The following is a 24,181-nucleotide window of genomic DNA, read 5'->3' as shown; positions in this document are numbered from 1 at the left end:
GACCCGGGCGCCGCGACGGGGTCACTGGAGCGGGCGTCCCACCTCGACCAACCCCATCGACGCGGCCAGGACCAACGCCTCCAGCTGAGACCGGGCGTCGAGCTTGCCGAGAAGGTTACGGACGTGGTTTCGGACCGTGTGATGGCTGAGTACCAGGAGATCGGCCATCTCGGCGGTGGTCCGGCCCTCGGCGAGCAGCTCGAGGATCTCCTGCTCCCGGTCGGACAACTGCACGGGTGCAGTTGGAGGCGCCTGGTTGAGCCAGGTGACCGCCGCGGCGAGTGTTTGCGCGTCGAACGCCGCCTCTCCGGCACCCACGCGCAGCAACGCCGAACGCAGGGCGGTCACATCGGCGCTCTTGCGGAGGAACCCTCCGCACCCGGCGGCCACCGCTTCCGCCGCCGCCTGTACCCCCTCGCTCGCGGTGAGGACCATGGTCGCCACTTCCGAGCAGTGCTCGTGGATCCAGGTCGCCAGCTCGACCCCGGTGCCATCCGACAGGGCGTAGTCGAGCAACGCCACCGTGGGCCGCTTCTCGTCGACCTCGCGCCGCGCCTCGTGCAGCGATGCGACCGCGCCGACCACCTCGATCCCGTCGGTGTCGGAGAGCGCCATGCGCAGGGATTCGCGGAACATCGTGTGGTCGTCGACGACGACTACCGTCACCGGCGACGTTTCCACGTCGCGCCGAGTGGGCTCCTGCGTCACCGCGTCCACGTTACTCGACAGCGCTGCCGTACCTCATGACACCTGCCGGTCCGGACCTCGTCGGCGGGTTGCTCGAAGCGTGCGCGATCCTCGTCGACACCGACACCCCCGTCGACGAGCGGCTGCAACGGCTCTGCCATGTCGCTCGTGAGTGCTGCGGGTGCGATCGGGCGAGCATGTTCGTCCGGCGTGACGATCGCTTCCATGCACTGGTCAACGCCGGCAACCCCCCGGCCGTCGCCGCCCGGTTCTCCGGCTTCTCGATCGGGATCGACAATCCGATCGTGCGCGAGCTGATCGAGCACCACGACCTGCTGGTGGTCGACGACGCCATCAACCGGAGCGGGCTTCGGTCCGTGGCCCGCGCCGCGGGGATACACAGCATGGCACTCGCCCCGATGACCGACGGATCGCGCCTGACCGGATTTCTGACCATCGAGCAGAACGAGCGCGCGATCGAGATCTCCCCCGCGGCCTCCGAGATCGCGCAGGGAATCGCCAGCGTGGCCTGGGCGCTCCGACGCGCCGTCGAGCTGGAGGCGAGTCGCTACGACGTTCTGCGCCAGGAACTCCTCGCGGAACGAGAGGACCGCCGGGTCATTGCCAATCGACTCCACGACGGCCCCCAACAGACCCTGGTCTCACTTGCGCTGCGCCTCCAACTCGTCCGTGACCTGATCGAGGATGACGCGCTCGAGCAGGAGATCGCCGCGCTGGGTACCCACACGGACCAGACCCGCCAGGAACTGCGCGAGCTGATCCTCGACCTCGACAGCTTCGTCGGTCATCGGCGCCTCGACACGATGCTCCGGACGATGCTCGATTCCCATGCGATGCTGGCAGGCTGGACGCCGAAGTTCCGCGAGGAGGGCGCCCCCCACGAACTTCCGCTCGAGCTGCTGTTGACGGCTGAGCGCATCGTTCAGGAAGCACTCGCCAACGTGCGGGACCACGCTCGCGCCCGTAGCGTCGAGGTCGCAGTTCGCCACCGATCGCGAACGATCGAGATCCGGGTCACCGACGACGGCGTCGGCCTACCGGCCGACTTCGATTCAACGGACCCGGCCCACCGGGGTTTCGCCAGCATGCGGCAGCGATCCGCCACCGTCGACGCCTCCCTCCGGGTCGGGCGCGGCGACCGCAGCGGTACCGTGATCGCCCTGATCCTCCCGGCGACGCGCCCGGTTCGCTAGGTCGCCACCCGCTCACACTCGCCGACGGCAGTCGCCGGCGGGAACCGCTCGGCCAGGAGTCGGTCGATGTCGCTCGGATCGACCGCCGGTGACCACAGGAAGCCTTGTCCGTTGGGGCACCGGAGTTCGTGCAACACGTCACGGTGTTCCTCCGTCTCGACGCCCTCCGCAACCACGTCGAGGTCAAGCGCGTAGGCGAGTTGCAGAATCGTCGAGATGATCGCCGACTCGGTGCCGCAACAGCAGATGTCGGCCACGAATGACCGGTCGATCTTCAGGACATCGATCGGCATGTCCTTGAGGCGCGACAGCGAGCTGTAGCCGGTCCCGAAGTCGTCGATCGCGATCCGGACCCCGACCGCCTTGAGTTCGGTCAGTCGTTGAACCGCGTCGCTCCGGGACATCAGCACGGATTCGGTGAGCTCGAACGTGAGCGACGACGGGTCGAGATCATGGCGTTCGATCGTCATGTCGACCCGGGCGGCGAATCGCTCGTCCGCCAGTTGGGCGGCGGAGAGGTTGACCGCCACCCGAAACGGAGGCTCGGTCCCGGAGCGGAGGCGACTCCAACGAGCGGCCTCGGCGCACGCCTCGTCGAGCACGTACGCGCCGAGTTGGTGGATGGCTCCGGTCTCTTCCGCAATCGGGATGAACTCGTCGGGTCCGACCATTCCCCGGGTCGGGTGTGGCCACCGGATCAGGGCTTCGACGCCCACGACCGCGCCGTCGCCGAGTCGGATCACCGGTTGGTACTTCACCCGCAACTCTCGCCGATCGAGCGCCCTCTGCAGGTCGTGCTGCAGCTCGATCCGGCTGAGCATCGATGAGCGCAGACTCGTCTCGAAGATCGACACGTTGTTGCCGCCGGCCGCCCGGACGGCGGTGGCCACCTCCCGCGCCTCGTCGAGCACGACGGTGGGGTCGGTGTCCGCGTTCTCGATCACCCGCACACCGATGCTGGCCGCCAGCGTCGTTCCTGGCGCGATCTCGACGGCCTCCAGGGAGGCGAGGACATCGCGGCCGAAACCGAGTGGGTCGGATGCGTCGCTCGTCACGATCGCGAACACGTCGCTGTAGAGCCGGCCGACCGCGGCGTCCGGGCTCGTGGCACCCTCGAGCGTCCGTCCGACTCGCCGCAGCACCCGGTCGCCCGCCGCCGCCCCGACCGTCGCGTTGACTTCGTAGAACCGGTCGAGGCTGACCACCGCGACCAGGCTCTCCGGCTCGGCGTTTGCCATGGCCCGGCCGAGCTCCGACAGGAGGCCTTCTCTGTTCAACAGGTTGGTGAGCGGATCGTGGTCGTCGCGGTGCGCCAACGTCGAGCGCAGGCGCTCCTTCTCCGACTCGTCGACCGCGATCAGCACACAGGAGGCCAGGCCCGTCACGGGGTCGGTGGTCCGCCGGATGCTGATCCACATCGGAAACGCACCGATGCTGCCCTCGAACTGGATGGGGAACGTTCCCGACCACTTGCCGCACCCCTTGACAGCCCCGACGACCTCCGGATCGGACCATGGGCCGTTGACGACTGCGAGGCTCTCGAGGGTCCGTCCCTGCATCTCGGCCGACGATCGACCGAACAGCGCGCTCGCGCCGTGGTTCCAGACGACGACGACGCCGGCGTCATCCGTGCCGATCACCGCCGCGGGCAGGTCGGCCAGCACGTCATCGCGCAGATGCTCGGCCAACCGCGCGTGCACGACGGCGGAGACATCGTGGCCGGAGAAGACCACCGCGGCCTCCGGTGCGTGGAGTTGGTTGGTCATCAGGATCGAGAGGTGGGCCCACCCGCCGTCCGTCCGACGGAGTCGGACCAGAATGCGTTCCTCCCCTTCGGGGACGGACACACACCGAAGGAACGCCTCACCGCACCGCGGGAGATCCGACGGGTGCAGGACGCTCCGCAGATGGTCCAGGTCGGCGATGGGACCCGATGGAAGCGATCCGCGGTCCTCGAGCAGTTCCCCTTCGGCATCGAGCAGCAGAAGGACCTCGGCTTGCGCTGAGGCCGAGCCGCCGCCGAGGACCGCCTCCGACCGCCGGATGGTGCTGATGTCGGAATGGGCCACCACCGCCGCGCCACCGGACCCCTGCGCCACGTGGACGAGGAAGCAGCGGCTCGCGCCACCGACCGATGTCGTGAAACTCGTCTCGTACACGGGTATCCGGCCCACCAGCACGCCGCGGATCCCGGCAACGATGCGTTCCGCCGTGGGGCGGTCGGCGCCCAACAGGCGGTGGCAGAGGATGCGATAGTCGCCCAGGGAACCGCTCACATCGAAGTTCCACGCGATGAACGAGGCTCCCGGCTGTGCTCGCACCGCCCCGAGCACCCGTCCGTCGGCGTCGACGTCGACGACGAGGGTCTCGTCGGCGAGGAGCCGTCCAGTCGGTCGTGCCGTGGCATCGAGGAATTCCATGACTCCATGGTGCCGAACACGTCGATGTGACCACAGACCCGTTCGAGTCGACCGGGATGACCGATCTGTGTCATGCCGTTTCCCGCTCATGGAGGAGCTTCGGGATCTGGTTGTGTTCCTCGAGCGGGCGGCGCAGGTGCCGGTCATGGTCGACGAAGTAGCCGTTCGGTCGGAGTTCCCGTTGGCGTCGCAGGTCGCCGTCGCGCTCCAGTTCGTCGACGAGTTCAGCCCCCTTGGCCATCAGCCGTCTGCGGATCTCTCCGAACCGCTCGAGATCGCCGGGGTGGAATCCGATGTGGTCGAGCCGACCGCGCCCGACCATGGGGCGCTGGTGGCGCGAGGCGCCGGTTGACGTGGCTGAGCGGGCCGAACAGGCCCGGACGTGCGCCGTTGCCGTTCAGCTCCGAGCGTCGAATCGCTCTACGTCATAGCCGGCCAGAGCCTGGTCGGCGGTCACGACGACCGCTGTTTCGAGTTGCGCCTGAGCGACCAACATCCGTTCGAATGGGTCCCGATGGTGAGGCGGCAACGCAGACGCCGACTCAGCATGCGCAGCCATGATCGACAGCGAAACGAAACCCGCAGACTCGAGCTCGTCGACCAACCCCCCGGGCATCGTCAACTTCCCACGCGCACGTTTGATCCCCAGCTCCCACGGCGTCACCGACGAGATGAAGGCCTCGTCAGCGTGCGAAATCAGTTCACGACGATGCGGACCCATCGCGGCACTGTCATCGAGCCACCGCAGCGCAACGTGACTATCCAGAAGGATCCTCACAACACGTCAGCGTCAGAGGACTCGTCGAAGATCGCCACGACGTCCGGGTCAGGGCCAACGAGGTCCTCGCCGTACGCAACCCGGCCCGACCACGACCCCGGAACGCGTGCGGAGCTGGCAGCCTTCCACGCGACGATCCTGGCGACAGGACGGCCGATACGCGCCACGATCACCTCCGCCCCTCCCGACGCAGACCGGACGTTGCTCGCGGCGCTCGCAGCAGCACTCTTTGATCTCACCACCGCTCTCAGATCGTCACGGTGGTGAGATCGTCGCCGATGATGATGTCGCCGTCGTAGTGTTCGGCGGCGCGGGCGATCCACTCCGGATACTGCTGTGGCGTGGGCGCAGGGACCATGTGGGTGAGCGCAAGCCTCTTCGCTCCGGCCCGGCTGGCCGTCTGCGCCGCATCGATGACACTCGAGTGGTAGTCGACGATGTCCTGGATCATCTCGTTGGGGATCGCCTCGACGAGATCCCGACGGACGACCGCCTGTACGTAGAGGTCTGCGTCCCGAGCCAGCTCGTCGACGCCGGCGCACGGGATCGTGTCACCGACCAGTGCCGCACTGGCGCCGCCGTGCGCGAGGCGGAAGCCGATGGTCGGCTTGACGGGTGCGTGCTCAGTCGCCGCAGTTGTGATCGACACATCGGCGACGGTGAACGACTCTCCGGGTTCGAGGTCGTCGAGCTCGACCTCCGGAGGACCGGTCAACTCGTCGTGGTGGGCGATGCGATACCCGATGTCGGCCTCGAGCGCGTGGAGCTGACGTTCGACGAACTCGGCGGTGCCGACCGGGCCGCGAATCCGCAGCGGAGCGCTGCCCTGGGTCATGACCCAGTGGGTGGTGATGACGTCGTTGAGGGCGCAGACATGATCGCTGTGGAGATGCGTGATGAGCACCGCGGCAAGGAAGCCGGGCAACGAGCCGGCACCGGCCATGCGCATGACCACTCCCCTTCCGGCGTCGATCAGGATGTGGGTATCGCCTGCCTTGACGAGGGCGGATGGCCCGGCCCGGTTGGCGTCGGGCAGGGGTGAGCCGGTTCCGGTGAGCACGATGTCCATGGCGAGTTGTGGGCCTCTCTCTTGTGGTCGAAGGGTCGAGTGGTGCGCGCGACTTCAGCTGGTGAGCCTGCTGCGCTGGTCGGCGGCGAACCGGCCGACCTGTTCACGGAACTCCGAGGGCGGGCAACCCCGGGCGCGCCGGAATGCGGCCGAGAACGAGTACGGCGTTGCGTAGCCGACCTGTGCTGAGATCGCCTTGACCGGCAACTCGCCGTGCACGAGCAGATGGGCCGCGTGATCCATTCGGATGCGCTCGACGATCGCACCCGGACTGCTCCGGTGATGGCGTGTCACGAGGCGATGCAGCGTCGCCCGAGAGACGCTGAGGTGCGCCGCCGACGACTCGACATTCCAGTTGCGCCCGGGTTCGCGCCGTACGGCCTCCCACAGGCTGGCCAGGTGACGCTCGGCATCGCTGATCGAGGGAGGACCGGTGCGCAGTGCTTCGAGCTGGATCCGCAGGACCAAGGCATAGAGCGAGAACGGCTCGGTGGGAGCAGTCGGCCCCGCGTCGCTCGAAGCCAGGTTCATCCGTGACCCGAATCGGTTGAGGAACTCATCGATCGGATCGCGGCCTCGCGACGCCTCGGAGACGACAGTCATCGCTGGGGGCAGTTCGCCGAGAATCCCCAGCACAGGGGCAGCGAACCGATACGGGTCCTCGGCGTCCAGTACGAACGGACCCATCTCCTGAAGTCGGCGCCATGGCTCGATCTCCGCCAGCCGGATGGTGACGAGTCGCCAGGGCTCGTCCGCCCACTGGTGGCGGGCCGTGTGAGCGGGGCACACGGCGACGGTGCCTGGCCCGAGGTCGTGCTCGCGGTCGCCCAGCAACAGCCGACCCCTACCCTCGACAGTTGCGAGAACGAGGTGCGTGTGCGGATCCGGGCCAGGCCAGTCGAACCCGGCGACCAATGCGCTGAGGGCCACCTGGGTGACGCCGACACTGACCAGAGTCTCCGCTCGATGGTCGAACAGGGGCACCACGTCGTCGCGACACCCATCGGGAATGGTGACAGTCGCTCGCGACGAGCGCTGGGATTCCATCGGCCCACAGTAGGAGCGTCGCACCCGCCCGCGCCAGCTGTTGAGACGAATGCGTATGGAACTGAGGTGATCGCACATGGAGTTCCCCGGCCGCGGCCACCCACACTGGCGCCATGAACAGACTCCGCCACCCCACTGCGACCCATCGAGGACTTAGAGCCGGCGCTGCGCAGAGAACTGTGGGCATGCCGAGGATCGCAATGGTGTCGGTCACAACGGTCGCCGCCCTCGCCCTCGGTGCCTGCGCCGGAAGCAGCGATGACACAAGTGCAGAGACTCCTCCGCCGAGCGAGGCCGAAGCCGAGGCCGAAACCACACCGACGGCTGCGCCGGCCGACGAGCCGTCGACGACTGAGGAATCGACTCCGACATCGGTGGCGATCCCCGCACCGAGCCCGATCGTGCTCACCGCTCCCGCCCTCTACCCCGAGGGCCTCACCTTCGACCCAGTCGGCGATCGATTCATCATCGGGACGTTGCTCGGTGGCGAACTGCTTGCGGTCGACGACGACGGATCGATCAGCACCTTGGCCGAGAGTCCGGGCTCGAACCTCACCGGCGTCGAGGTGGACGTGGAGCGCAATCGGGTGCTCGTCGCCGTGACCCGCGTTCCCTGGGGTGTCGCTCAGCTCTCGGTCCACGACCTGGATTCCGGTGAGCAGCTGCAACTCGTCGACTTCGCCTCCGTTCTGCCTGAGGAGCGGCGGTTTGCGAACGGCATCGCCGTCGACGTCGAGGGGAACATCTACGTGACCGACACCGGTGCCGGCGTGATCTACGCGGTCGATTCCGCCTACACGCCATCCGTGTTCGCTGAGAACGACGCCTTCGAGCCCGACCGATCGGGCATCACCGCGTCCGGGCTCAACGGCCTGGTCTACGTCGGCGATGCCCTCATCGTTGGCCACGCCCCATCTGGCCAGCTGTTCCGGGTCCCTCTGTCCAACCCTGGTGAGGCGACTGCGATACCGACCGGCGTGGATGGCATGAGGATCGACGGTCTGCACATGAGCGACGACGGCGGCACCCTCGCGGTGGTGTCGAACCTGGGATCGGTTCATCTCTTCGAGTCGGCTGACGACTGGTCGACGGTCTCCGAAGTCGGCCGGTTCGACGTGGGTGACTCGTTCCCGACGAGTGTGACCGACAGGGCAGGCACCTTCTTCGTCCTGCAGGCGCACCTGGACGAGGCACCTGATCCCGCAGTCGACACCTTCGAGATCGTGCCCGTGCTCGTGGACTGACGGCGGCGACAACACGCCGGCCATCACGCCCGCCGGCGTGCCCGGCGATGGTGGTGCGGTGAGACGGAGTCGTATCCACATGATGCGCTCGCACATGGACACGAGCTGACGTGTGGGTCACGCTGGACCAATGGTGCGACTCCGGGACTTGAGCGACGCAGAACGCGAGCACATCATGGCGAAGGAGCTCCCGAGGTACGACTCGACGCCATTCGTACTCGGCCCACCAGTCACCGGGCGCCGCGTGGCCCTCGTGACCACGGCGGGTCTCCACCGCACCGATGACGACGCCTTCTCCTTCGTCGACCTCAGCTATCGCGTGATTCGCGGGGACGCTGACCTGGGGTCGCTGACGATGACCCACTCATCGGTCCGCTTCGACCGCAGCGCCTTTCGCGAGGACGTCAACACCGTGTTTCCGCTGGAACGGCTCCGGGAGCTCGCCGCCGACGGTGTCATCGCCTCCGTGGCCGACCGCCACTATTCATTGATGGGAGCGGGCTGGCCCCCTGCGATGATCGGCTCGACGTGCGAGCAGCTGGCCCGCATGCTGAAGGCCGACGGCGTCACCGCCGTCTGTCTCGTTCCCGTTTGACCGAACTGCACCCGCGCGGTCGGCGCGGTCGCCCATCACCTCGAATCCGCCGGCATCGCGACGACCGGCATATCGCTCGTTCGCGAACAGACCGAGGCGATGCGCCTGCCGAGGTTCCTGTGGGTCCCCTTCGAGCTCGGCCGACCCTTCGGCGCCCCGCACGAAGCCGACTTCCAACGGCGCGTGCTCGAGGCGGCGCTCACACTGCTCGAGCGAAACGATGGACCTGTTGTTCTCGAGGACTTCCCCGACGACGCACCGAGGACCGCCGACGACGCCACCGCCTGGTCCTGCCCGGTCTCGTTCGTGGCGAGCGGCCACGATCAGACCGACGCGGTGGAGGCGACGCGACAAGAGCTGGGGCAGCTCGCGCCGTGGGCTGAGCTCTCGCTGCCGCCGACGCCGAACAGCGGCCGGTCACTTGGCGAGATCGTCGATCTGCTCGCCGCCGCCGCCAGGGGCCACGACGTTGCCGTTCAAGACCTACGACTCGCCGCCGACGATGCCCACACGTGGTACCTCCACGCCGCCGCCCAGCAACCGGGCCGGGCCACGAGCCACGACCGCAACACCTGGTTCTGGCGGGACACCGCCCTCGCACGCCTGATCGGGCGGGTCGCGCGCCGCCTGCTCGATCACCCCGACCCGACGGTCCGCACTCTCGGTCATCGCGGACTAGTGCCCCGAGACCACTGGGACCTCCTCGTCCGACCCCTTCCAAACGGAGCCCCCGATGCCTGAACCAGGAACGATCGTTCGAGAGCCGCTCGGTGGGCGAGCCGCTTGGCACGATCCCGACCTCGAACCCTCGGACTACCTGCACCGCCTCGCCGATGAAGTTCTCCCCGCACTCCGATGACAGAAAGCGACACAACCATGACCGACGATCTTCTACTCGACTCCCTCAGGCGACGAATGGCCGCCATGCACACTCTCTGGTACGACGCCGTCGACACCATGGGCCCCGAGCACGTGAACCACTTCGAACGCGAAGGCGTGCTGCCCATCGCCTTCTCGCTCTTCCACTACCCCAACATGCAGGACGTCACCTTCACCGTGCTCACCAGCGAGCCGCCCATCTGGAACAACGAGCGGCAGTCGAAAGTCCAGATGGCCATCAACGACCACGGCAAGGAACGCACCGTCGACGAGATGATCCACCAGCGCGTCGGCGACTACGACGCGTTCAAGGACTACATGCGCGCCGTGTACCAGCGCACCGAAGCGTGGCTCGACGGACTCGAGCGCGCCGAGCTCGACCGACTCGTCGTACCCCGACCGTTCCCGCCGGTGGTCGCCGACACCTTCAGCGCACGCGTTGCGGGTGAGAACGGCGTCACCGTGCTCGACGCCATCGAGTGCTGGTGGTACCAGCACGGCATGCGGCACATGGGTGAGATCGAGCTCGCTCGCGGTCTGGTCGGCCTCGGCGGCATGACCTCCTGACTCCGACGAGCTGTCCCGTGGCCTGACCGGCTTCCATGTCGGCGTGGGCCTCCGCGATCTGGCGGAGGCGGTAGGTCTGGTGGATCGGCACCTGAACCTCATCGGCCGCAACTGCGTCGAGGAACTCCTGCAGCACGTCAGGCGGGAGATCGCTGGCGTCTCCTCCATAGGCGATACCCGCCGTCGAAGGTGCGGCCCAGGCCGCACATCAACGCGGCAACCTGTGCGCCGGATGCGAGGTCGCCGCTGGGACAGTCGACAACAACGCCTGGTGCTTCGATGCCGAGCAAGCGGGGAAAGGTGACACCGTCAGCGAGGCCGAGCCAGGTGTGGCGCTCGGACTGGTTGAGGCCGAATGCTTCGACCTTGATCTGTTGCCGCAGGTCGCGCACGAGTGCCGCAAACGAGGTGAGCCGGGCTGTCAGTTCGTCGCCGAACGATCCCTGCGCCGCGCCGAGCACTCGCCGTCCGGCACGGCTGAGGGTGACAACCGATGATCGGGCGTCGTTGGGTGGGCAGACAACGAATCTCCTCATGGAGTGGACCAACGGGTCCACCGAAGCGTTCGGAACGTTCCCCAATTACGGGCAGGCGTCCATGACCTCGTGGAGGTTGCCGTGGTGGTCGCTGTCGTCATGGGAGATGAACACCCAGCGGACATCTTCGGGATCGACGATACCGAACAAGTCTTCTAGGTACTGGTCTCGGTGGATGGGGGCGCCGGTGTCGACCACGACGGGTTCAGCGCCGGTGATCACCATCGAGTTGAGATGGACCACGAGGGGGGGCTTCGCCTTCGCCGAGAGTGGCCTGGATGACCCAGGTGTCATCGGCGATGCGGAGGGGTTCGTGACGGGGCAGGGCGGGCTGCGCTTGCTTCATGGCTGCTGGGTTCTCCTTGTGCAAGATGGGTTTGGGCAGGCGAGGTGTCACAGCGGGTGTCAACACGACGCATCGGCTGTGGCGAAGATGTCTGTCTCGACCGGACCTCCGTCCCAGTCGGGGTGGACCCGCTGGAGCCGTTCGGCGGTCAGAAACTCGCGGCGCAGGTCGGAAGGCATCACTTCATAGGGCGAGGTCTGAGAGCGGTGCACGGCGATTGCTTGCTCGCGCAGCTCGAGGAAATCGGTGGTGTCAATAACTGTGGTGATCTTGTCTTCGGGGGTGCCGAGGTCTCCCAGACCGAGGTGCTCACTGTCGGGTTGTTCACGAACGAGGGCTTCCACCCACTTCCGCATGAGCTGTTGAGGCAGGCAGTGCAAGTAGACTCCTGATGGACGCCACGAGCTGACCTCCACGGCGCGGAGCGTTGCGTCGCGGATGTGTGCGTGATCGCGGTGACCGTCGCTGGCATCGAGTGTCACCACCACTGTTGGACGCACCTCATCGATCAGCGAGGCGATCGCTGATGCCACATCGGCGACTGGCGCCGCGACAAGGCTTCCAGGAGTCGGTTCACCCTCCATGCCCGAATCGACCCAGTCGAACAACTCGACCCGCTCGACGCCGACCAGTTCGGCCGCTTCACGCAACTCGGACTCCCGTACCTCGGCCATGTCGGCGTCATCAAGACCCCGACCAGGAGTTGGCGAACCTGCCTCGCCCCTCGTCGCGCACGCAACAACCGTTGGGACCCCTGACGCGTGTGCGTGGGCCAGCAGTGACCCGCAACCGAATGTCTCGTCATCGGGGTGGGCAACCACCACCAGCAATCGGTCCGACATCTCACTCATGACAACTCCCCCCTTGATGCGTCGATTACTGCCATTGGCAGTATCGAAGTTGAGAATCAGTAGACACTGCCATTGGCAGTATGTCAAGCTTCTCACATGGCGAAACCGCTCACCACCACAGCCCAAGCCCTCCTCGGCCTGCTCAGCATCCAGCCTTGGAGCACCTACGAGCTCGCCAAACAGGTCGACCGCAGCCTCGGATGGTTCTGGCCCCGCACCGAACGCAAGATCTATGACGAAGCCAAGAAACTCGTCGAAAGCGGCGACGCAACCGCCACTGCCGAAACGACCGGGTCCCGGCCTCGGACCGTCTACACGATCACCGCCAAAGGCCGCCGCACGCTCCAGGGCTGGCTCGACCAGGACTCAGCACCGCCCAAGCTCGAAGCCGAAGCCCTCGTACGGGTCTTCTTTGCCGACGCCGGCACCTTCGACCAGCTCCAAGCCACAATCGACGACCTCGCCACTACCGCCCAAACGAATCTGGACGAACTCCGAGCGCTCATCGCCGCGGCCGACGACCCCGACTACCCGTTCGCCGAACGCCGCCACATCAACGCCATCGCCATCCGGTTCCAGCTCGACTACAACCACATGATCGCCGACTGGGCCCAATGGGCGACCACCCAAACCGACAGCTGGAACGACATCGACGACCCCGACGCCTGGGACTGGCACGCTGCGCTCACATAGCAGAGGTGCCACGGCGTCTCATCGAACACTTGTTCGGTGTCGGAGGGGGGACTTGAACCCCCACGCCCCTAAGGGCACCAGCCCCTCAAGCTGGCGCGTCTGCCAATTCCGCCACTCCGACGTGGCACCCCGGACGAGCCGGAAGCGAAGCGCAATCGTAGCGGGCGTGGCACGGAGCCACACCACCTTTCAGGACGCGGCGGGAGCGACCGCGACGTCCGAAAGGTCCAGGCTGCCGTCGGTGCGATGGCGGAGTCCGTCGAGCCGTGTGCCGATGGCGATGCGCACCTCGAACTGCCCGACCGGCAGTAGCAGACCGTCGTCGATCAGCGAACGTTCGAGCGCTTCGATGAACAGCGCCCGCTGTTCGAGATCCAGTTCAGTGACGACGGCCCGGGCGAGTTCGGCGCGTGCCTCGCTCTCCGGACCGAAGACGTCGTCGCTGGCGCCTGGCACGCTGAGTCGCAGCGAGGCACTGGCCGGCCCGGTACCTCCAGCGATGACGATCGGGAACAGCACCGCCTCGCCGCTTGCGATGCGGGCCGCGAAGTCGGCGCCGTTCGACGTCACCGCGGTGACGCCTACGCCCGCTTCCTCGAGCTGATCCACGACGGCCTCGCCGAACGCTCGGAGCTGGCCGGTGGGCAGATCGATCATCACCTCATCGGGCTGTAGGCCCTCGACGGACGAGGCGGGTGTGGGGCGTGCGGTCAGTCCGTCGACCGACGTCGCCAACAGGAGCGGCTCCAACGCGTTCAGCACCCCGATGCGTTCGGCTTGGTCGGGTGAGCGAGCCACGATGGCCAGCTGGAGATCGAGTGGCTGACGGATCACGTCGGCATCGCGACCGGCGGCCTCGTCATCGCTGGCCAGCACGCCCCAGTCGGCGTCTCCGGCCGCGACTGCAGCAGCCGGACCTGCGTCGTTCGTCACGAGCTCGATCGCGGCCACCGGAGCGTCGGCGTCGATTGCCTCGAAGCGGAACTCGTCATCGGTGGCCCGGAAGGCGCCGGTAGTCCGTAGTGCACTGTCGTCGCTCTCACCGGTGACGCCGAAGGCGGGCGACGCCAGGACCTCGAGCAGCAGCTCGTACGGGGTGTCGAGCCGGATGACCAGCGTGGTGGCGTCGGGAGCGGAGATGCCGGCCACGCCCCCGGTCTCGCCGGCCATGCGATCGCCCCACCCGTTGATGGCGGTCAACGAAGTGGCGGCCTGGTCAGCGATCCCACGTGCGGCGACACGTTCGAGCGAGGCCTTCACGTCCCGCGCCGTGATCGGGCCGCCGGCGCCGTCGACGAGGTCGTCGGGCAGCACGAAGGTCCAGACGAGCCGGTCGTCGCTGACGAACCAACGGTCGGCCAGGCCGGGAGCGGGCACACCACCGTTGTCCAGCACGGTCAGCCCGTCGTAGAGCAGGTCGGCGATCACCCGGTTCGTGATCGAGGCCGGTCCGGCATCGGCCGGGTCGAGCGACCAGACATCGGGCACGGCCATGCGCACGTCGACCTTCGCGGGTTCCGGTTCGCTGGCGTCTACGTCGGCAGCGGCAGCCGACTCGACCTCGCGAGCGGCGCCCTCGTTGACCGCCGTGTCCTCGCCGGAGCACCCGGTCGACAGCAACAGGGCAGCAAGAACTGCAAGGCAGAGGCGGCGCATCTGTCCCCATCGGCAGCACGCACCGAGGTTTCAGCGTTCGCCGTTCAGCCGAATGCAACGGGGGTCTAACACCAAATGCAACGGGGGTCTGACCCCGGCAACGCTGGGCGTTGCTGGAGTTCGGCTGCGCCGAACTCCCCTAGTGCAACGGTCAGAAGATGAGGGCGTAGGCGACGGAGCTGAAGCCGAAGACGACGGCGGCCATCACGGTGATGCGGTCGAGGTTCTTCTCGACGACCGTGGAACCGGCCGCCGCGGCGCCGGCGCCGCCACCGAACATGTCGGACAGGCCGCCGCCCTTCCCGCTGTGCAGCAGCACGAGGAAGATCAGCAGAAGGGCCGAGATGAGCCACAGGGGAGCAACGATCCAGATCACGGCGCGAAGGTTAGCAGCGGCCCACGGCGGAACCGTCAGGCCTGGTAGAGCCGATAGTTGACGATGCGGGCGAAGTCATCGGCGTCGAGCGACGCGCCGCCCACGAGGGCACCGTCGATGTCGGGCTGAGCCATGAGATCAGGGGCGTTGCCCGGCTTCACCGAGCCGCCGTACTGGATGCGCACGGCAGCGGCAGCGTCGGCCCCCCACTGGTCCTTCACGAGTGACCGGATGTGGGCACACATCTGCTGCGCGTCCTCGGTGGACGCCGTCTCGCCGGTGCCGATGGCCCAGATGGGCTCATACGCGATGACCAGCTCCCCCACCACCTCGGCGGTGAGCCGGGCCAGCGACCCGGCGATCTGCGTGGCCACCTTCGACTCGGCCTGCCCGGCCTGGCGCTCTTCCAGCGTCTCGCCGCAGCACACGATCGGCGTCATGTTCTCCTTGAGCACCGCCACCGCTTTGGCGTTGACGACCTCGTCGGTCTCGCCGAACAGCTCACGGCGCTCGGAATGGCCGACGATGACGTAGGTGACGTCGAGCTTGGCGAGCATGCCGGCCGACACCTCGCCGGTGAAGGCTCCATCGGCCTCCTGGTGCACGTTCTGCGCGCCGAGCGCGATGGGCACGTCGTCGGCCTGCAGCACGGTCTGGATCGACCGGATATTGGTGAACGGCGGATGGACCGAGACGTCGACTTCTTCGTAGTCGTCCCTGGTCAGCGCATACGCGAGCTTCTGGATGGTCTGGATCGCCTCGAAGTGGTTGTGGTTCATCTTCCAGTTGCCGGAGATGAGCGGTTTGCGCGCGTTAGCCATGACTGTTGGGAGCTCCTCGTAGGGCCTCCAGACCCGGGAGGTCGCCCTTCTCGATCAGCTCGAGCGAGGCACCCCCTCCGGTGGAGACGTGATCCATGTCCTTCTCTACACCGAATTGCTTGGCCGCCGCTGCGCTGTCGCCGCCACCGACCACGGTGAACGCCTTCGTGTCGGCCATGGCCTGGGCGACGGCGCCCGTGCCACCGCCGAAGCGGGGGTCTTCGAACACGCCCATCGGCCCGTTCCACAACACCGTGCCGGCCTCGTGGATGACGTCGCCGAACTGGGCGGCCGAGCCGGGGCCGATGTCGACGCCCATCCAACCGTCGGGCAGGTTGGCACCCATCTGGCGCACCTCTCCCCCGGCCTCGGGCTCGAACAGCTTGCCGCCCGGGCCCAGTGCGGTGATGTCGTAGGGCAGGTGGATGGGCTTGGGCTGCTCCAACAAGCGGGCGCAGGTGTCGACCATGTCGTCCTCGCACAGCGACGCACCGATCGAGTGACCCTGCGCCTTGAGGAACGTGAAGCACATCCCGCCGCCGACGATGAGCGAATCGACCGAACCGAGCAACGCCTCGATCACCGCCAGCTTGTCGCTCACCTTCGAGCCACCCATGATCGCCACGAACGGCTTGCGGGGGTTGTCCCGCAGGCCGCCGAGCACCTCCACCTCACGGTGCAGGAGTCGCCCGGCCGCCGACGGCAGGAACTGCGGCGGACCGACGATGGAAGCGTGGGCTCGATGCGATGCACCGAACGCGTCGTTGACGTAGGCGTCGTGGCCCTCGATCAGCCGGGCCACGAACGCCGGATCGTTGGCCGTCTCCCCCGGATCGAAGCGCAGGTTGTCGAGCAGCTCGACCCCCGGCACGAGCTCGGCGAGACGGGCCCGCACGGGTTCCACCGAATACGCGGGATCGGGCGCGCCCTTGGGGCGCCCGAGATGGGTGCACGCGGTGACCGACGCGCCCTGATCGAGCAGCCACCGGATGGTGGGCAGCGCGGCGCGGATGCGCAGGTCGTCGGTGATGTCGCCGTCGGCGATCGGCACGTTGAAATCGGCCCGCAAGAGGACCGACTTCCCGTTGAGATCACCCAGGTCTTCGAGCCGGGGAACGTTGCTCACCGCTACGCAGCGGACTTCTTGGCCGGCCTCTTGGCGGTCTTCTTGGTCGACTTCTTGGCGACCTTCTTGGCCGGCTTCTTGGCGATGGGACCCTTGCTCTTCACGGTGCGGGCCTTCTTGACCGGTGCCTTCTTGCTCCCGACGAGCACGGCCAGATCGACGAGACGGTTCGAGTAGCCCATCTCGTTGTCGTACCAACCGAAGACCTTGACGAGGGAGCCCTGGGCCATGGTGAGGCCCGAGTCGAACGTGCAGCTGGCCGGCGAGCCGACGATGTCGGAGGAGACGAGCGGGTCCTCGGAGTAGACGAGCACGTTCTTGAGCGGGCCGGTGGTGGCGGCCTTCTTGAAGGCGGCGTTGATCTGGTCGACGCTGACGTCCTTCTTCAGGATTCCGGTGAAGTCGGTGATCGAGCCATCGGGGATCGGCACCCGCAGCGAGGTGCCGTCGAGCTTGCCCTGCATCTTCTTCATCACGAGGCCGGTGGCCCGGGCGGCACCGGTGGAGGTGGGCACGATGTTGACGGCCGCGGCGCGGGCCCGACGAAGATCGCTGTGGGGACCGTCGACCAGCGCTTGGTCGCCGGTGTAGGCGTGGGTGGTGGTCATGAGACCCTGCTGGACGCCGAACGCGTCGTCGAGCACCTTGATCATCGGCACGAAGCAGTTGGTCGTGCACGAGGCGTTGGAGATGACGTGGTGACGAGCGGGGTTGTAGGTGTCCTCGTTGACGCCCACGACGAACGTGGCATCGCAGTCGCCCGACGGTGCCGAGATGATCACCTTCGGTGCGCCGGCCTTGCGATGTCCGCCCGCGCCTTCCTTCGAGGTGAAGAAACCGGTCGACTCGATGACGACGTCGACACCGAGGTCGCCCCACGGCAGGTCCTCGGGGTTGCGCTCGGACAGTACCTTCAACACGTCGCCGTCGACGTTGATGCCGTCGCGGGTGGCCCGGATCTTGCCGCCGAACTTGCCGTGGACCGAGTCGTTGGCGAGCAGGTGCGCCATCGTTTCGCGTGATCCGAGGTCGTTCACGGCGACGAAGTCGATGTCGGCGCCTGCTGCCTTGGCAGCTCGGAAGAAGTTGCGGCCGATGCGGCCAAAGCCGTTGATGCCGACGCGTACGGTCATGTTGGGGACTCCATTGGTTGAGTACTGGGCGTTTCAGCCACGCCAGATGGAACCACAATTGGCGCCGTCATGCGATGCTCTGCCCCTGGGAACTGCGAACAAGACTAGGCGCGAACGCCACTGAGCAAGTCCGACACCGCCGACGCCACGAGTTCGGGTGCGTGGGTGAGGCTTCCGGCCACGCACAGCGGACGGGTGACGACCACGTCACGGATGTGGGTGTCGACCGCACAGCCCGTGTCGGCGAGGACGACATCGGGTTCGATCCCGTGGGACCGCACCACCTCGACATGATCGGCCAGCGTGTAGCTGTCGGTCTCGCCCGACTCGGGCCCCAGGTTGGCGATGTAGACCACCAACCCATCGGCGGCGTCGATTGCCCGCCGCACACCGGGCACCGCGGCGGCCAGCACCGAGGTGTAGAGCGAACCCGGCCCGACGAGGATCACGTCGGCGCCGGCGATGGCCGCCTCGACCTCGAGCGGCACCGGTGGATCGGCCGGCGAGGTGTAGAGACGACGGATGTCGCCGGAGCGGGACACGGCCACCTGGCCGCGCACGACGCCGCGACCGGTCTCGGCCAGCAGGTCGATCCGTGAGTGGCAGGCCGGCAGGATCCGCCCGCGAGCGCCCACCATCGCGACCGCGGCGTCCATTGCCGCGACCGGGTCTTCCGCGTTCTCGATCAGCGCGGCAAGGAGCAGGTTGCCGGCGGAGTGGCCGGTGAGCGCCCCCGAAGCGAAACGATGGTCGATGGCGTCGCGCACCAGCCCCGGTGGGGTGAGCGCGGCGAGACAACGGCGCATGTCGCCGGGGGCCATGATGCCGAGTTCTCGACGGAGCCGGCCGCTGGAGCCCCCGTCGTCGGCCACCGACACCACCGCCGTGAGGTCCTCGGCTACGTCACGCATGGCCTCGAGCGACATCGCCAGACCGTGCCCGCCACCGATTGCGACGACCTTCGGACCGCTCACTTGCCCACGTCCCGGTGGACGACGGCCGGCGCGTGTCCGAGCTGTTCGAGCACGGTCGCCATCTGTTCGGCGATGGCCACGGAGCGGTGCCGTCCGCCGGTGCAACCGAAGGCGATCGTCAGGTAGGACTTTCCCTCCTGCACGTAGAAGGGCAGGATCAGCGCGAGCAGGCGCTCGAGACGCGACAGGAACGCGCCGGTCACCGACTGTTCGAGCACGTATTCGGACACCGCCTGGTCGAGCCCGGTGAGCGGACGCAGCTCGTCGACCCAGTGCGGGTTGGGCAGGAAGCGGCAGTCGATGACCATGTCGACGTCGAGCGGCAGTCCGTGCTTGTAGCCGAACGACGTGACCGTCGTGTGCATCGTGTGGCCGGCGCCACCGTCACTGAACGCATCGACCATCCGCTCGCGAAGCTGGTGCACGTTCAGATCAGAGGTGTCGAGCACCAGGTCGGCGCCGGCCCGCAGGGGTTCGAGGGCCACACGCTCGGCCTCGATCACCTCGACCAGTGTGCCCGCTCCCGGGCTGCCGAAAGGATGGACCCGTCGACTCGACTCGTAGCGGCGGATCAACACCTCGGTGGATGCGTCGAGAAAGATCAGCTGCACCCGGTTGAACTTCGACCGAAGGAGCGACACGAGTGGCGCCATCTCCTCGTGGTAGCGACCGGAGCCGACCACGAGGGCGAGTCGGTCGCCGGCACTCGACGAACCGTCGGCCAGCTCCGCCACCTTCGGAATCAGCGCCGGCGGCAGGTTGTCCATGACGAACCAGCCGAGGTCCTCGAGATTGTCGGCGGCCACGGTGCGTCCCGCGCCCGACATCCCGGCGATCACCACCAGTTCGCTCACGTCGTCACCGATCGTAGTGTCGCGTCGGCGCGCCGATCGCCCACCAGGCACAGAAGGCGCGGCGTGGTCACCACCACGTCCTCCTCGTACTCGGGCGCCTTGGCCAGGAAGCCCGGTGGCGGCGCGGGCTCGACCATCTCGACGAGATCGATGCCGGCCCGCAGCATGCCGTTGACATAGCGGCTGAGCGGCCGATGGACGAAGCGCACGAACACGCCCTTCTGGACCTCTTCGACGGTGACCGCCTCGCGAAGGTAGGCGCCGATACGCCAGTAGGTCTCCGGCGGCTCGATCATGTGATCGACGATCATCCCGCTGTCGGGAGTCTGGAGAAGCGGGTGGTTGAGGAACAGCACGAAGCGACCTCCGGGACGCAGCACACGGGCGACCTCGGCGAGCGCCTCGTCGAGACCGTCGACGTGTTCGAAGACGAGACACACCACGACCGCGTCGACGCTCGCGTCGCGGATCGGCAAGCCATCGGCACCGGCCAGGGAGTACGCCGGTCCCCCACTGCGGTCGATCGCCATCCGGATCTGCGATGTGGTCGGGTCGAGGCCGACGACCTCGGCGCCGTCCGCCGCGAGGGCGCGGGCGATCTGGCCTTCACCGGTGCCCACGTCGAGCACCCGGCCGAAGCCGGCGAGGTGCTCCCTTGCGAGCGGGATGATCTGTTCCACGTACTCGGGGTCGACCCCGTCAGTGAACTCCCGCTGCCACCAGTCGGCGTGCTCGTCCCACTTCGGTTCGGTCATGCGTCAAGGATGCCGGGGAGCGACGTCGGGGCGACGTCAGGGAAGGCCGACCCGCACGACCGACTGTTCGCCCTGCATCGCGATCCAGAGCGATCCTTCGGTTGCGGCGATACCGGTGGGCCCGCCGCCGGCACTGGCGCCGCCGAGCGGCGTGATGCTCTCGACCGTGCCGTCGACGGCGGCGACCTGGGCGAGCGCGCCGTCGTCGGTGACCGTGATCCACACGGAGCCGTTGGCCACCACGGCATCGGTCGGCCCGTTGCCGACCGGTGTGGTGAGGAGGACCTCACCCGTCGCCGGATCGACCTTGGCCACTGTGCCCTCTTCGTTGTTGGTGACCCAGATCGCCGCGGGCCCGGCGGCCAGCCCGACCGGCCCCTGACCGACGGTGACCCGGGCGACGACCTCGAACGACGTCGGATCGATCTGCACGATCTCGCCGGTGTCGAACAGGGCGACCCACAGGCCGTGATCGGGGTGCGACAGAATGTCGGTGGGCTTCCCGCCCACGTCGACCCGCTGGACGATCGTGCCATCGTTGGGGTCGACTCGGGCAACGAAGCTCTGGTCGAACGACGCGACCACGAGCGAGTCGCCGTCCTTCTCGATGCCGTCGGGGCCGGGGAACGGGTAGAACGCGGCCACCGCGTTCGTGACCGGATCGACGCGGATCAGCAGACTGTCGGCGTAGTCGGTGAGCCAGACCGACGTGGAGGTTCGCAGGACCCGCGTGGCGGTGTTGGCGATGTTGGCATTCGCGACGACGCGGTTCGTCTCGGGATCGATGAGCGAGACGCCGCCGAACGCACCGACGACGGCCACGGACGTGGGCAGCGTGCTGATGTACTTGGCGTCCGAGCCGATGACGATGCGCCGGAGGGACGAGCCGGGCAGCGGCGCCGGCGGTCGGGCCTCGAGCGTCTCCACCGTCGACTGGAGACTGGCGACCTCGGCAGTGGCGGTGGCCAGGTCGGCGGACACCGCGTCGAGATCGGCCTCGGCGGCGTCGAGATCGGCCAACGGCACGGTGTCGGGGTCATCGACGGGCGCAAGGTCGACCGTGGTGTCGGGCGACTCGTCCACTGTGTCGGCAGAGTCGCCATCACTCGTGACATCGTCGGCCGAGACGGTCGCAGGATCGTCGTCGGCGCTCGATTGCCACAGCACGGCCAACACCGCGATGACCGCGAGCAGGGCGCCCAACCCGACGAGGAACACCGTCTTCGGCAGCGTGACGGTCGGCGAGGCCGCTTCGGCCTCGGCAACGGGGACGGCGACCTCGGCGGGCTCGGTCAGGAGCTCATCTGCTTTCGAGTCAGCGGCGGGCGGTTCGGGGTCGGGGCCGGGCGATGACGTGTCGCTGTCGTGGTCGGCGAAGAAGGCGTCGGCCGCGGGCGACTGGTCGGCGGCCAGGAATGCGTCGGCGGCGACCTCGGGCTCGTCGTCGGCATCCACGGGCGGCGCGGGGATCACGGGCGGGGGCGGTACGACGCGGGACGGTTCGACCGGGGGAAGCGGCGCCTGAGCGGGCGGCTCGAACGGACGCAGCACGCTGTCGGGGGTGGCGTCCGACGGGTTCCCGTGAGCTTCGTCGTTCATGGAGGACTCCTCGTCCCGCAACAACTTTCGAGAGCTAGTCGGCGCCCGCTGCGGGTGGTGGACGTCGATTTCTCGTCGTCTCACGGTGGAGACTGCGAAAAACGTTCTCCGCTACCTCGTCGGGCAACCAGGACAGGTTCTTGAGGTCATCCAGCGCAGCGTTCTTGACCGCATTGACCCCACCGAGTTCCTTGGTGAGCCGCTTCTTGCGGGCCGGACCGAGACCCTCGATGCCGTCGAGGGCCGATTTCGTCATGCGCTTGTCACGCAGTTGACGATGAAACGTGATGGCGAAGCGGTGGCTCTCGTCCCGAATGCGCTGGAGGAGGTAGAGCGCCTCGGACTGGCGGGGCAGCCGGATCGAGTCGCTCCGACCCGGGACGAACACCTCCTCGAACTGTTTCGCCAACGACACCACCGGGATCTCGTCGCGGAGCCCGAGGGTGTCCAGCACCCGGGTGGCCACGCTGAGCTGGCCCTTGCCGCCGTCGACCACCAACAACTGCGGCGGGTACGAGAAGCGGCCCTCGCGCTCCTCCACCGGGATCTCACGATCCTTCAGATACGCCGTGAACCGGCGGGTGAGTACTTCCTCCATGGCCGCGAAGTCGTCGTTGCCGTCCACGGTCTGGATCTTGAACCGGCGATAGTCGGACTTCTTCGGGAGCCCATCCTCCATGACCACCATCGAGCCCACATAGTCGGTGCCCTGGATGTGGCTCATGTCGTAGCACTCGATGCGCAGCGGCGCGACCGGCAGGTCCAGGTGGTCCTGCAGCTCGCGCAACGCTCGGGCCCGGCTGTTGTGGTCGTTGGTGCGCTTGAGCCGATGGCGGTTGAACGACTCCTGCGCGTTCTGGGTGACGGTGGCCTGGAGCGCCCGCTTGTCGCCCCTCTGCGGCACCCGGATCTGCACGCGCGACTCACGAGCGGCCGTGAGCCATTCCTCGTAGAGCGCTGGGTCGCTGGGCAGATCCGGCACCAGCACTTCCTTCGGCGAACCGACCGGGTTGTCCTCGAAGTAGAGACGCTCGAGCACCCGGCTCACCAGCTCGGGCCGGTCGAGTTCCTCCGTCTTGTCGACCACGAACCCGCGGCGACCCATCACGCGGCCCTTGCGGACGTAGAAGACCTGCACGGCGGCCTCGAGATCGTCGTCGTGCAGCCCGATCACATCGACGTCCTCGTTGCGGTTGAAGACCATCTGCTGCTTCTCGACCGCCTTGCGCACGGCGGAGAGCCGGTCGCGGAGGTGGGCGGCGAACTCGAACTCGAGCTCGGCCGACGCGGTCTGCATCTGGGCTTCGAGCTTGGCGATGATCTCGTCGGTGTCGCCCTCGAGGAACGAGGCGAGGTCGGCGACCATGCCGTCGTAGTCGTCCTTGGACACCTCGCCGACGCAGGGGCCGGCGCACTTCTCGATGTGGAAGAGCAGACAGGGTTTGCCGAGCTTCTCGTGATGGCGGAACTTGTTGTCGGTGCACGTCCGGATCGGAAAGGTGCGCAACAGCAGGTCGAGCGTGTCGCGGATGGCGTAGGCCTGCCCGTAGGGACCGAAATAGCGGTTGCCCTTCTTGCGCTTGCCCCGCATCACCATCGCCCGGGGCCACTCGTCGACCGTCGTGAGACACAGGAAGGGATACGACTTGTCGTCGATGTAGCGCACGTTGAAGCGCGGCTTGTGACGCTGTATCAACGAGAACTCGAGCATCAGCGCCTCGACCTCGTTGGCCACCTGGATCCACTCGACCGAGTCGGCCGTTTCGACCATCTGGCGGGTGCGGGTGTGGAGGTTCGCCGGGTTCTGGAAGTAGTTCGACAGGCGGGCGCGCAGGTTCTTCGCCTTGCCGACATAGATCACCCGACCGTCGGCGTCCTTGAACTGGTAGGAGCCGGGCGTGTCGGGAATCGAACCCGCCGGCGGACGTTGGACCATTGGTTCGAGACTAGGGCCTCGAACC

Annotated in this window: 25 protein-coding genes and 1 tRNA gene; 7 read left to right on the top strand and 19 right to left on the bottom strand. The window is 67.4% G+C overall.

Annotated features, from left to right (window positions below; genetic code table 11):
- Window positions 1-21 precede the first annotated feature (21 nt).
- Window positions 22-708: a response regulator transcription factor gene (locus RIB98_17025; protein ID MEQ8842687.1), complete on the bottom strand. Its 687-nt coding sequence runs from the start codon at window positions 706-708 to the stop codon at window positions 22-24.
- Between the two features lie 35 nt (window positions 709-743).
- Here RIB98_17025 and RIB98_17020 point away from each other — a divergent pair, with 35 nt between their 5' ends.
- Entirely contained in the window at window positions 744-1,901 is a 1,158-nt protein-coding gene (locus tag RIB98_17020; protein MEQ8842686.1) for a GAF domain-containing protein, read from the top strand.
- Here RIB98_17020 and RIB98_17015 read toward each other — a convergent pair.
- Entirely contained in the window at window positions 1,898-4,321 is a 2,424-nt protein-coding gene (locus tag RIB98_17015; protein MEQ8842685.1) for an EAL domain-containing protein, read from the bottom strand. The two genes, RIB98_17020 and RIB98_17015, sit on opposite strands and share 4 nt — an antisense overlap.
- A gap of 88 nt (window positions 4,322-4,409) precedes the next feature.
- Between RIB98_17015 and RIB98_17010 the strand changes: the two genes are divergently transcribed.
- A complete protein-coding gene (locus RIB98_17010; GenBank protein ID MEQ8842684.1) occupies window positions 4,410-4,673 on the top strand; it encodes a hypothetical protein in 264 nt (87 codons plus the stop codon).
- A gap of 45 nt (window positions 4,674-4,718) precedes the next feature.
- Here the strand turns inward: RIB98_17010 and RIB98_17005 are convergent, their stop codons facing one another.
- From RIB98_17005 to RIB98_16995, 3 genes are all read right to left on the bottom strand, one after another.
- Window positions 4,719-5,099: a type II toxin-antitoxin system VapC family toxin gene (locus RIB98_17005; protein ID MEQ8842683.1), complete on the bottom strand. Its 381-nt coding sequence runs from the start codon at window positions 5,097-5,099 to the stop codon at window positions 4,719-4,721.
- A gap of 247 nt (window positions 5,100-5,346) precedes the next feature.
- Complete coding sequence (locus RIB98_17000; protein MEQ8842682.1) at window positions 5,347-6,168, bottom strand: ribonuclease Z; 822 nt, start codon at window positions 6,166-6,168, stop codon at window positions 5,347-5,349.
- Window positions 6,169-6,222: 54 nt separating this feature from the next.
- The gene (locus RIB98_16995) at window positions 6,223-7,215 is read right to left on the bottom strand and encodes an AraC family transcriptional regulator (GenBank protein ID MEQ8842681.1); all 993 of its coding nucleotides are present in this window, start codon (window positions 7,213-7,215) and stop codon (window positions 6,223-6,225) included.
- 203 nt (window positions 7,216-7,418) lie between these two features.
- On the opposite strand from RIB98_16995, the gene RIB98_16990 reads away from it, so the two are divergent.
- The 4 genes from RIB98_16990 to RIB98_16975 all read left to right on the top strand — a co-directional run bounded on the left by RIB98_16990 (window position 7,419) and on the right by RIB98_16975 (window position 10,500).
- The gene (locus RIB98_16990; protein ID MEQ8842680.1) at window positions 7,419-8,459 is read left to right on the top strand and encodes a hypothetical protein; all 1,041 of its coding nucleotides are present in this window, start codon (window positions 7,419-7,421) and stop codon (window positions 8,457-8,459) included.
- A 148-nt stretch (window positions 8,460-8,607) separates the two neighbouring features.
- Complete coding sequence (locus RIB98_16985) at window positions 8,608-9,054, top strand: glycine/sarcosine/betaine reductase selenoprotein B family protein (GenBank protein MEQ8842679.1); 447 nt, start codon at window positions 8,608-8,610, stop codon at window positions 9,052-9,054.
- 99 nt (window positions 9,055-9,153) lie between these two features.
- A complete protein-coding gene (locus RIB98_16980; protein MEQ8842678.1) occupies window positions 9,154-9,795 on the top strand; it encodes a hypothetical protein in 642 nt (213 codons plus the stop codon).
- 135 nt (window positions 9,796-9,930) lie between these two features.
- Window positions 9,931-10,500, top strand: coding sequence for a hypothetical protein (locus RIB98_16975; protein ID MEQ8842677.1), 570 nt, complete (start codon window positions 9,931-9,933; stop codon window positions 10,498-10,500).
- A gap of 137 nt (window positions 10,501-10,637) precedes the next feature.
- On the opposite strand, the gene RIB98_16970 is transcribed toward RIB98_16975, so the two are convergent.
- The 3 genes from RIB98_16970 to RIB98_16960 form a co-directional block, all read right to left on the bottom strand.
- Window positions 10,638-11,036, bottom strand: a complete 399-nt coding sequence (locus RIB98_16970) for a hypothetical protein (protein ID MEQ8842676.1) — start codon at window positions 11,034-11,036, stop codon at window positions 10,638-10,640.
- Between the two features lie 45 nt (window positions 11,037-11,081).
- Complete coding sequence (locus RIB98_16965; protein ID MEQ8842675.1) at window positions 11,082-11,261, bottom strand: MBL fold metallo-hydrolase; 180 nt, start codon at window positions 11,259-11,261, stop codon at window positions 11,082-11,084.
- A 180-nt stretch (window positions 11,262-11,441) separates the two neighbouring features.
- The gene (locus tag RIB98_16960; GenBank protein ID MEQ8842674.1) at window positions 11,442-12,224 is read right to left on the bottom strand and encodes a PIG-L family deacetylase; all 783 of its coding nucleotides are present in this window, start codon (window positions 12,222-12,224) and stop codon (window positions 11,442-11,444) included.
- Window positions 12,225-12,329: 105 nt separating this feature from the next.
- Between RIB98_16960 and RIB98_16955 the strand changes: the two genes are divergently transcribed.
- A complete protein-coding gene (locus tag RIB98_16955) occupies window positions 12,330-12,926 on the top strand; it encodes a PadR family transcriptional regulator (GenBank protein MEQ8842673.1) in 597 nt (198 codons plus the stop codon).
- Window positions 12,927-12,963: 37 nt separating this feature from the next.
- Here RIB98_16955 and RIB98_16950 read toward each other — a convergent pair.
- From RIB98_16950 to uvrC, 11 genes are all read right to left on the bottom strand, one after another.
- Window positions 12,964-13,047, bottom strand: a tRNA-Leu gene (locus tag RIB98_16950).
- Between the two features lie 68 nt (window positions 13,048-13,115).
- A complete protein-coding gene (locus RIB98_16945; GenBank protein ID MEQ8842672.1) occupies window positions 13,116-14,582 on the bottom strand; it encodes an ABC transporter substrate-binding protein in 1,467 nt (488 codons plus the stop codon).
- A gap of 151 nt (window positions 14,583-14,733) precedes the next feature.
- Window positions 14,734-14,958, bottom strand: a complete 225-nt coding sequence (secG, locus tag RIB98_16940; GenBank protein ID MEQ8842671.1) for a preprotein translocase subunit SecG — start codon at window positions 14,956-14,958, stop codon at window positions 14,734-14,736.
- A 35-nt stretch (window positions 14,959-14,993) separates the two neighbouring features.
- Window positions 14,994-15,779 (bottom strand): triose-phosphate isomerase, encoded by a 786-nt coding sequence (gene tpiA / locus RIB98_16935; GenBank protein MEQ8842670.1) that lies wholly within the window; start codon window positions 15,777-15,779, stop codon window positions 14,994-14,996.
- Window positions 15,772-16,905 (bottom strand): phosphoglycerate kinase, encoded by a 1,134-nt coding sequence (locus RIB98_16930; protein MEQ8842669.1) that lies wholly within the window; start codon window positions 16,903-16,905, stop codon window positions 15,772-15,774. The genes tpiA and RIB98_16930 overlap by 8 nt, the downstream gene beginning before the upstream one ends.
- A gap of 2 nt (window positions 16,906-16,907) precedes the next feature.
- Window positions 16,908-18,038 carry a type I glyceraldehyde-3-phosphate dehydrogenase gene (gene gap, locus RIB98_16925; GenBank protein ID MEQ8842668.1) on the bottom strand — a complete coding sequence of 377 codons (1,131 nt, stop codon included), beginning with the start codon at window positions 18,036-18,038 and terminating at the stop codon, window positions 16,908-16,910.
- 104 nt (window positions 18,039-18,142) lie between these two features.
- Window positions 18,143-19,012 carry a YvcK family protein gene (locus RIB98_16920; GenBank protein MEQ8842667.1) on the bottom strand — a complete coding sequence of 290 codons (870 nt, stop codon included), beginning with the start codon at window positions 19,010-19,012 and terminating at the stop codon, window positions 18,143-18,145.
- On the bottom strand, window positions 19,009-19,866 hold the full coding sequence (gene rapZ, locus RIB98_16915) for an RNase adapter RapZ (GenBank protein MEQ8842666.1): 858 nt from the start codon (window positions 19,864-19,866) through the stop codon (window positions 19,009-19,011). Before rapZ ends, RIB98_16920 begins: the two co-directional genes overlap by 4 nt.
- Complete coding sequence (locus tag RIB98_16910; protein MEQ8842665.1) at window positions 19,863-20,621, bottom strand: class I SAM-dependent methyltransferase; 759 nt, start codon at window positions 20,619-20,621, stop codon at window positions 19,863-19,865. Before RIB98_16910 ends, rapZ begins: the two co-directional genes overlap by 4 nt.
- 36 nt (window positions 20,622-20,657) lie before the next feature.
- Window positions 20,658-22,220 carry a YncE family protein gene (locus RIB98_16905; GenBank protein MEQ8842664.1) on the bottom strand — a complete coding sequence of 521 codons (1,563 nt, stop codon included), beginning with the start codon at window positions 22,218-22,220 and terminating at the stop codon, window positions 20,658-20,660.
- 34 nt (window positions 22,221-22,254) lie between these two features.
- On the bottom strand, window positions 22,255-24,156 hold the full coding sequence (gene uvrC, locus RIB98_16900; GenBank protein ID MEQ8842663.1) for an excinuclease ABC subunit UvrC: 1,902 nt from the start codon (window positions 24,154-24,156) through the stop codon (window positions 22,255-22,257).
- Between the last annotated feature and the right edge of the window lie 25 nt (window positions 24,157-24,181).

The organism is Acidimicrobiales bacterium (assembly GCA_040219515.1).
GTDB lineage: Bacteria > Actinomycetota > Acidimicrobiia > Acidimicrobiales > Aldehydirespiratoraceae > JAJRXC01.
The sequence above is the reverse complement of the archived record's forward strand: the minus strand, read 5'-3'. Positions and strand labels throughout refer to the sequence as shown.

Excerpts from the sequence above, each read along its gene's own strand:
- RIB98_17020 (MEQ8842686.1), top strand. The coding sequence starts at position 744 with ATGACACCTGCCGGTCCGGACCTCGTCGGCGGGTTGCTCGAAGCGTGC.
- RIB98_17015 (MEQ8842685.1), bottom strand. The coding sequence starts at position 4,321 with ATGGAATTCCTCGATGCCACGGCACGACCGACTGGACGGCTCCTCGCC.
- RIB98_17010 (MEQ8842684.1), top strand. The coding sequence starts at position 4,410 with ATGGAGGAGCTTCGGGATCTGGTTGTGTTCCTCGAGCGGGCGGCGCAG.
- RIB98_17000 (MEQ8842682.1), bottom strand. The coding sequence starts at position 6,168 with ATGGACATCGTGCTCACCGGAACCGGCTCACCCCTGCCCGACGCCAAC.
- RIB98_16995 (MEQ8842681.1), bottom strand. The coding sequence starts at position 7,215 with ATGGAATCCCAGCGCTCGTCGCGAGCGACTGTCACCATTCCCGATGGG.
- RIB98_16980 (MEQ8842678.1), top strand. The coding sequence starts at position 9,154 with ATGCGCCTGCCGAGGTTCCTGTGGGTCCCCTTCGAGCTCGGCCGACCC.
- RIB98_16975 (MEQ8842677.1), top strand. The coding sequence starts at position 9,931 with ATGACCGACGATCTTCTACTCGACTCCCTCAGGCGACGAATGGCCGCC.
- RIB98_16970 (MEQ8842676.1), bottom strand. The coding sequence starts at position 11,036 with ATGAGGAGATTCGTTGTCTGCCCACCCAACGACGCCCGATCATCGGTT.
- RIB98_16965 (MEQ8842675.1), bottom strand. The coding sequence starts at position 11,261 with ATGGTGATCACCGGCGCTGAACCCGTCGTGGTCGACACCGGCGCCCCC.
- RIB98_16960 (MEQ8842674.1), bottom strand. The coding sequence starts at position 12,224 with ATGTCGGACCGATTGCTGGTGGTGGTTGCCCACCCCGATGACGAGACA.
- RIB98_16955 (MEQ8842673.1), top strand. The coding sequence starts at position 12,330 with ATGGCGAAACCGCTCACCACCACAGCCCAAGCCCTCCTCGGCCTGCTC.
- RIB98_16945 (MEQ8842672.1), bottom strand. The coding sequence starts at position 14,582 with ATGCGCCGCCTCTGCCTTGCAGTTCTTGCTGCCCTGTTGCTGTCGACC.
- tpiA (MEQ8842670.1), bottom strand. The coding sequence starts at position 15,779 with ATGGCTAACGCGCGCAAACCGCTCATCTCCGGCAACTGGAAGATGAAC.
- gap (MEQ8842668.1), bottom strand. The coding sequence starts at position 18,038 with ATGACCGTACGCGTCGGCATCAACGGCTTTGGCCGCATCGGCCGCAAC.
- RIB98_16910 (MEQ8842665.1), bottom strand. The coding sequence starts at position 20,621 with ATGACCGAACCGAAGTGGGACGAGCACGCCGACTGGTGGCAGCGGGAG.
- RIB98_16905 (MEQ8842664.1), bottom strand. The coding sequence starts at position 22,220 with ATGAACGACGAAGCTCACGGGAACCCGTCGGACGCCACCCCCGACAGC.
- uvrC (MEQ8842663.1), bottom strand. The coding sequence starts at position 24,156 with ATGGTCCAACGTCCGCCGGCGGGTTCGATTCCCGACACGCCCGGCTCC.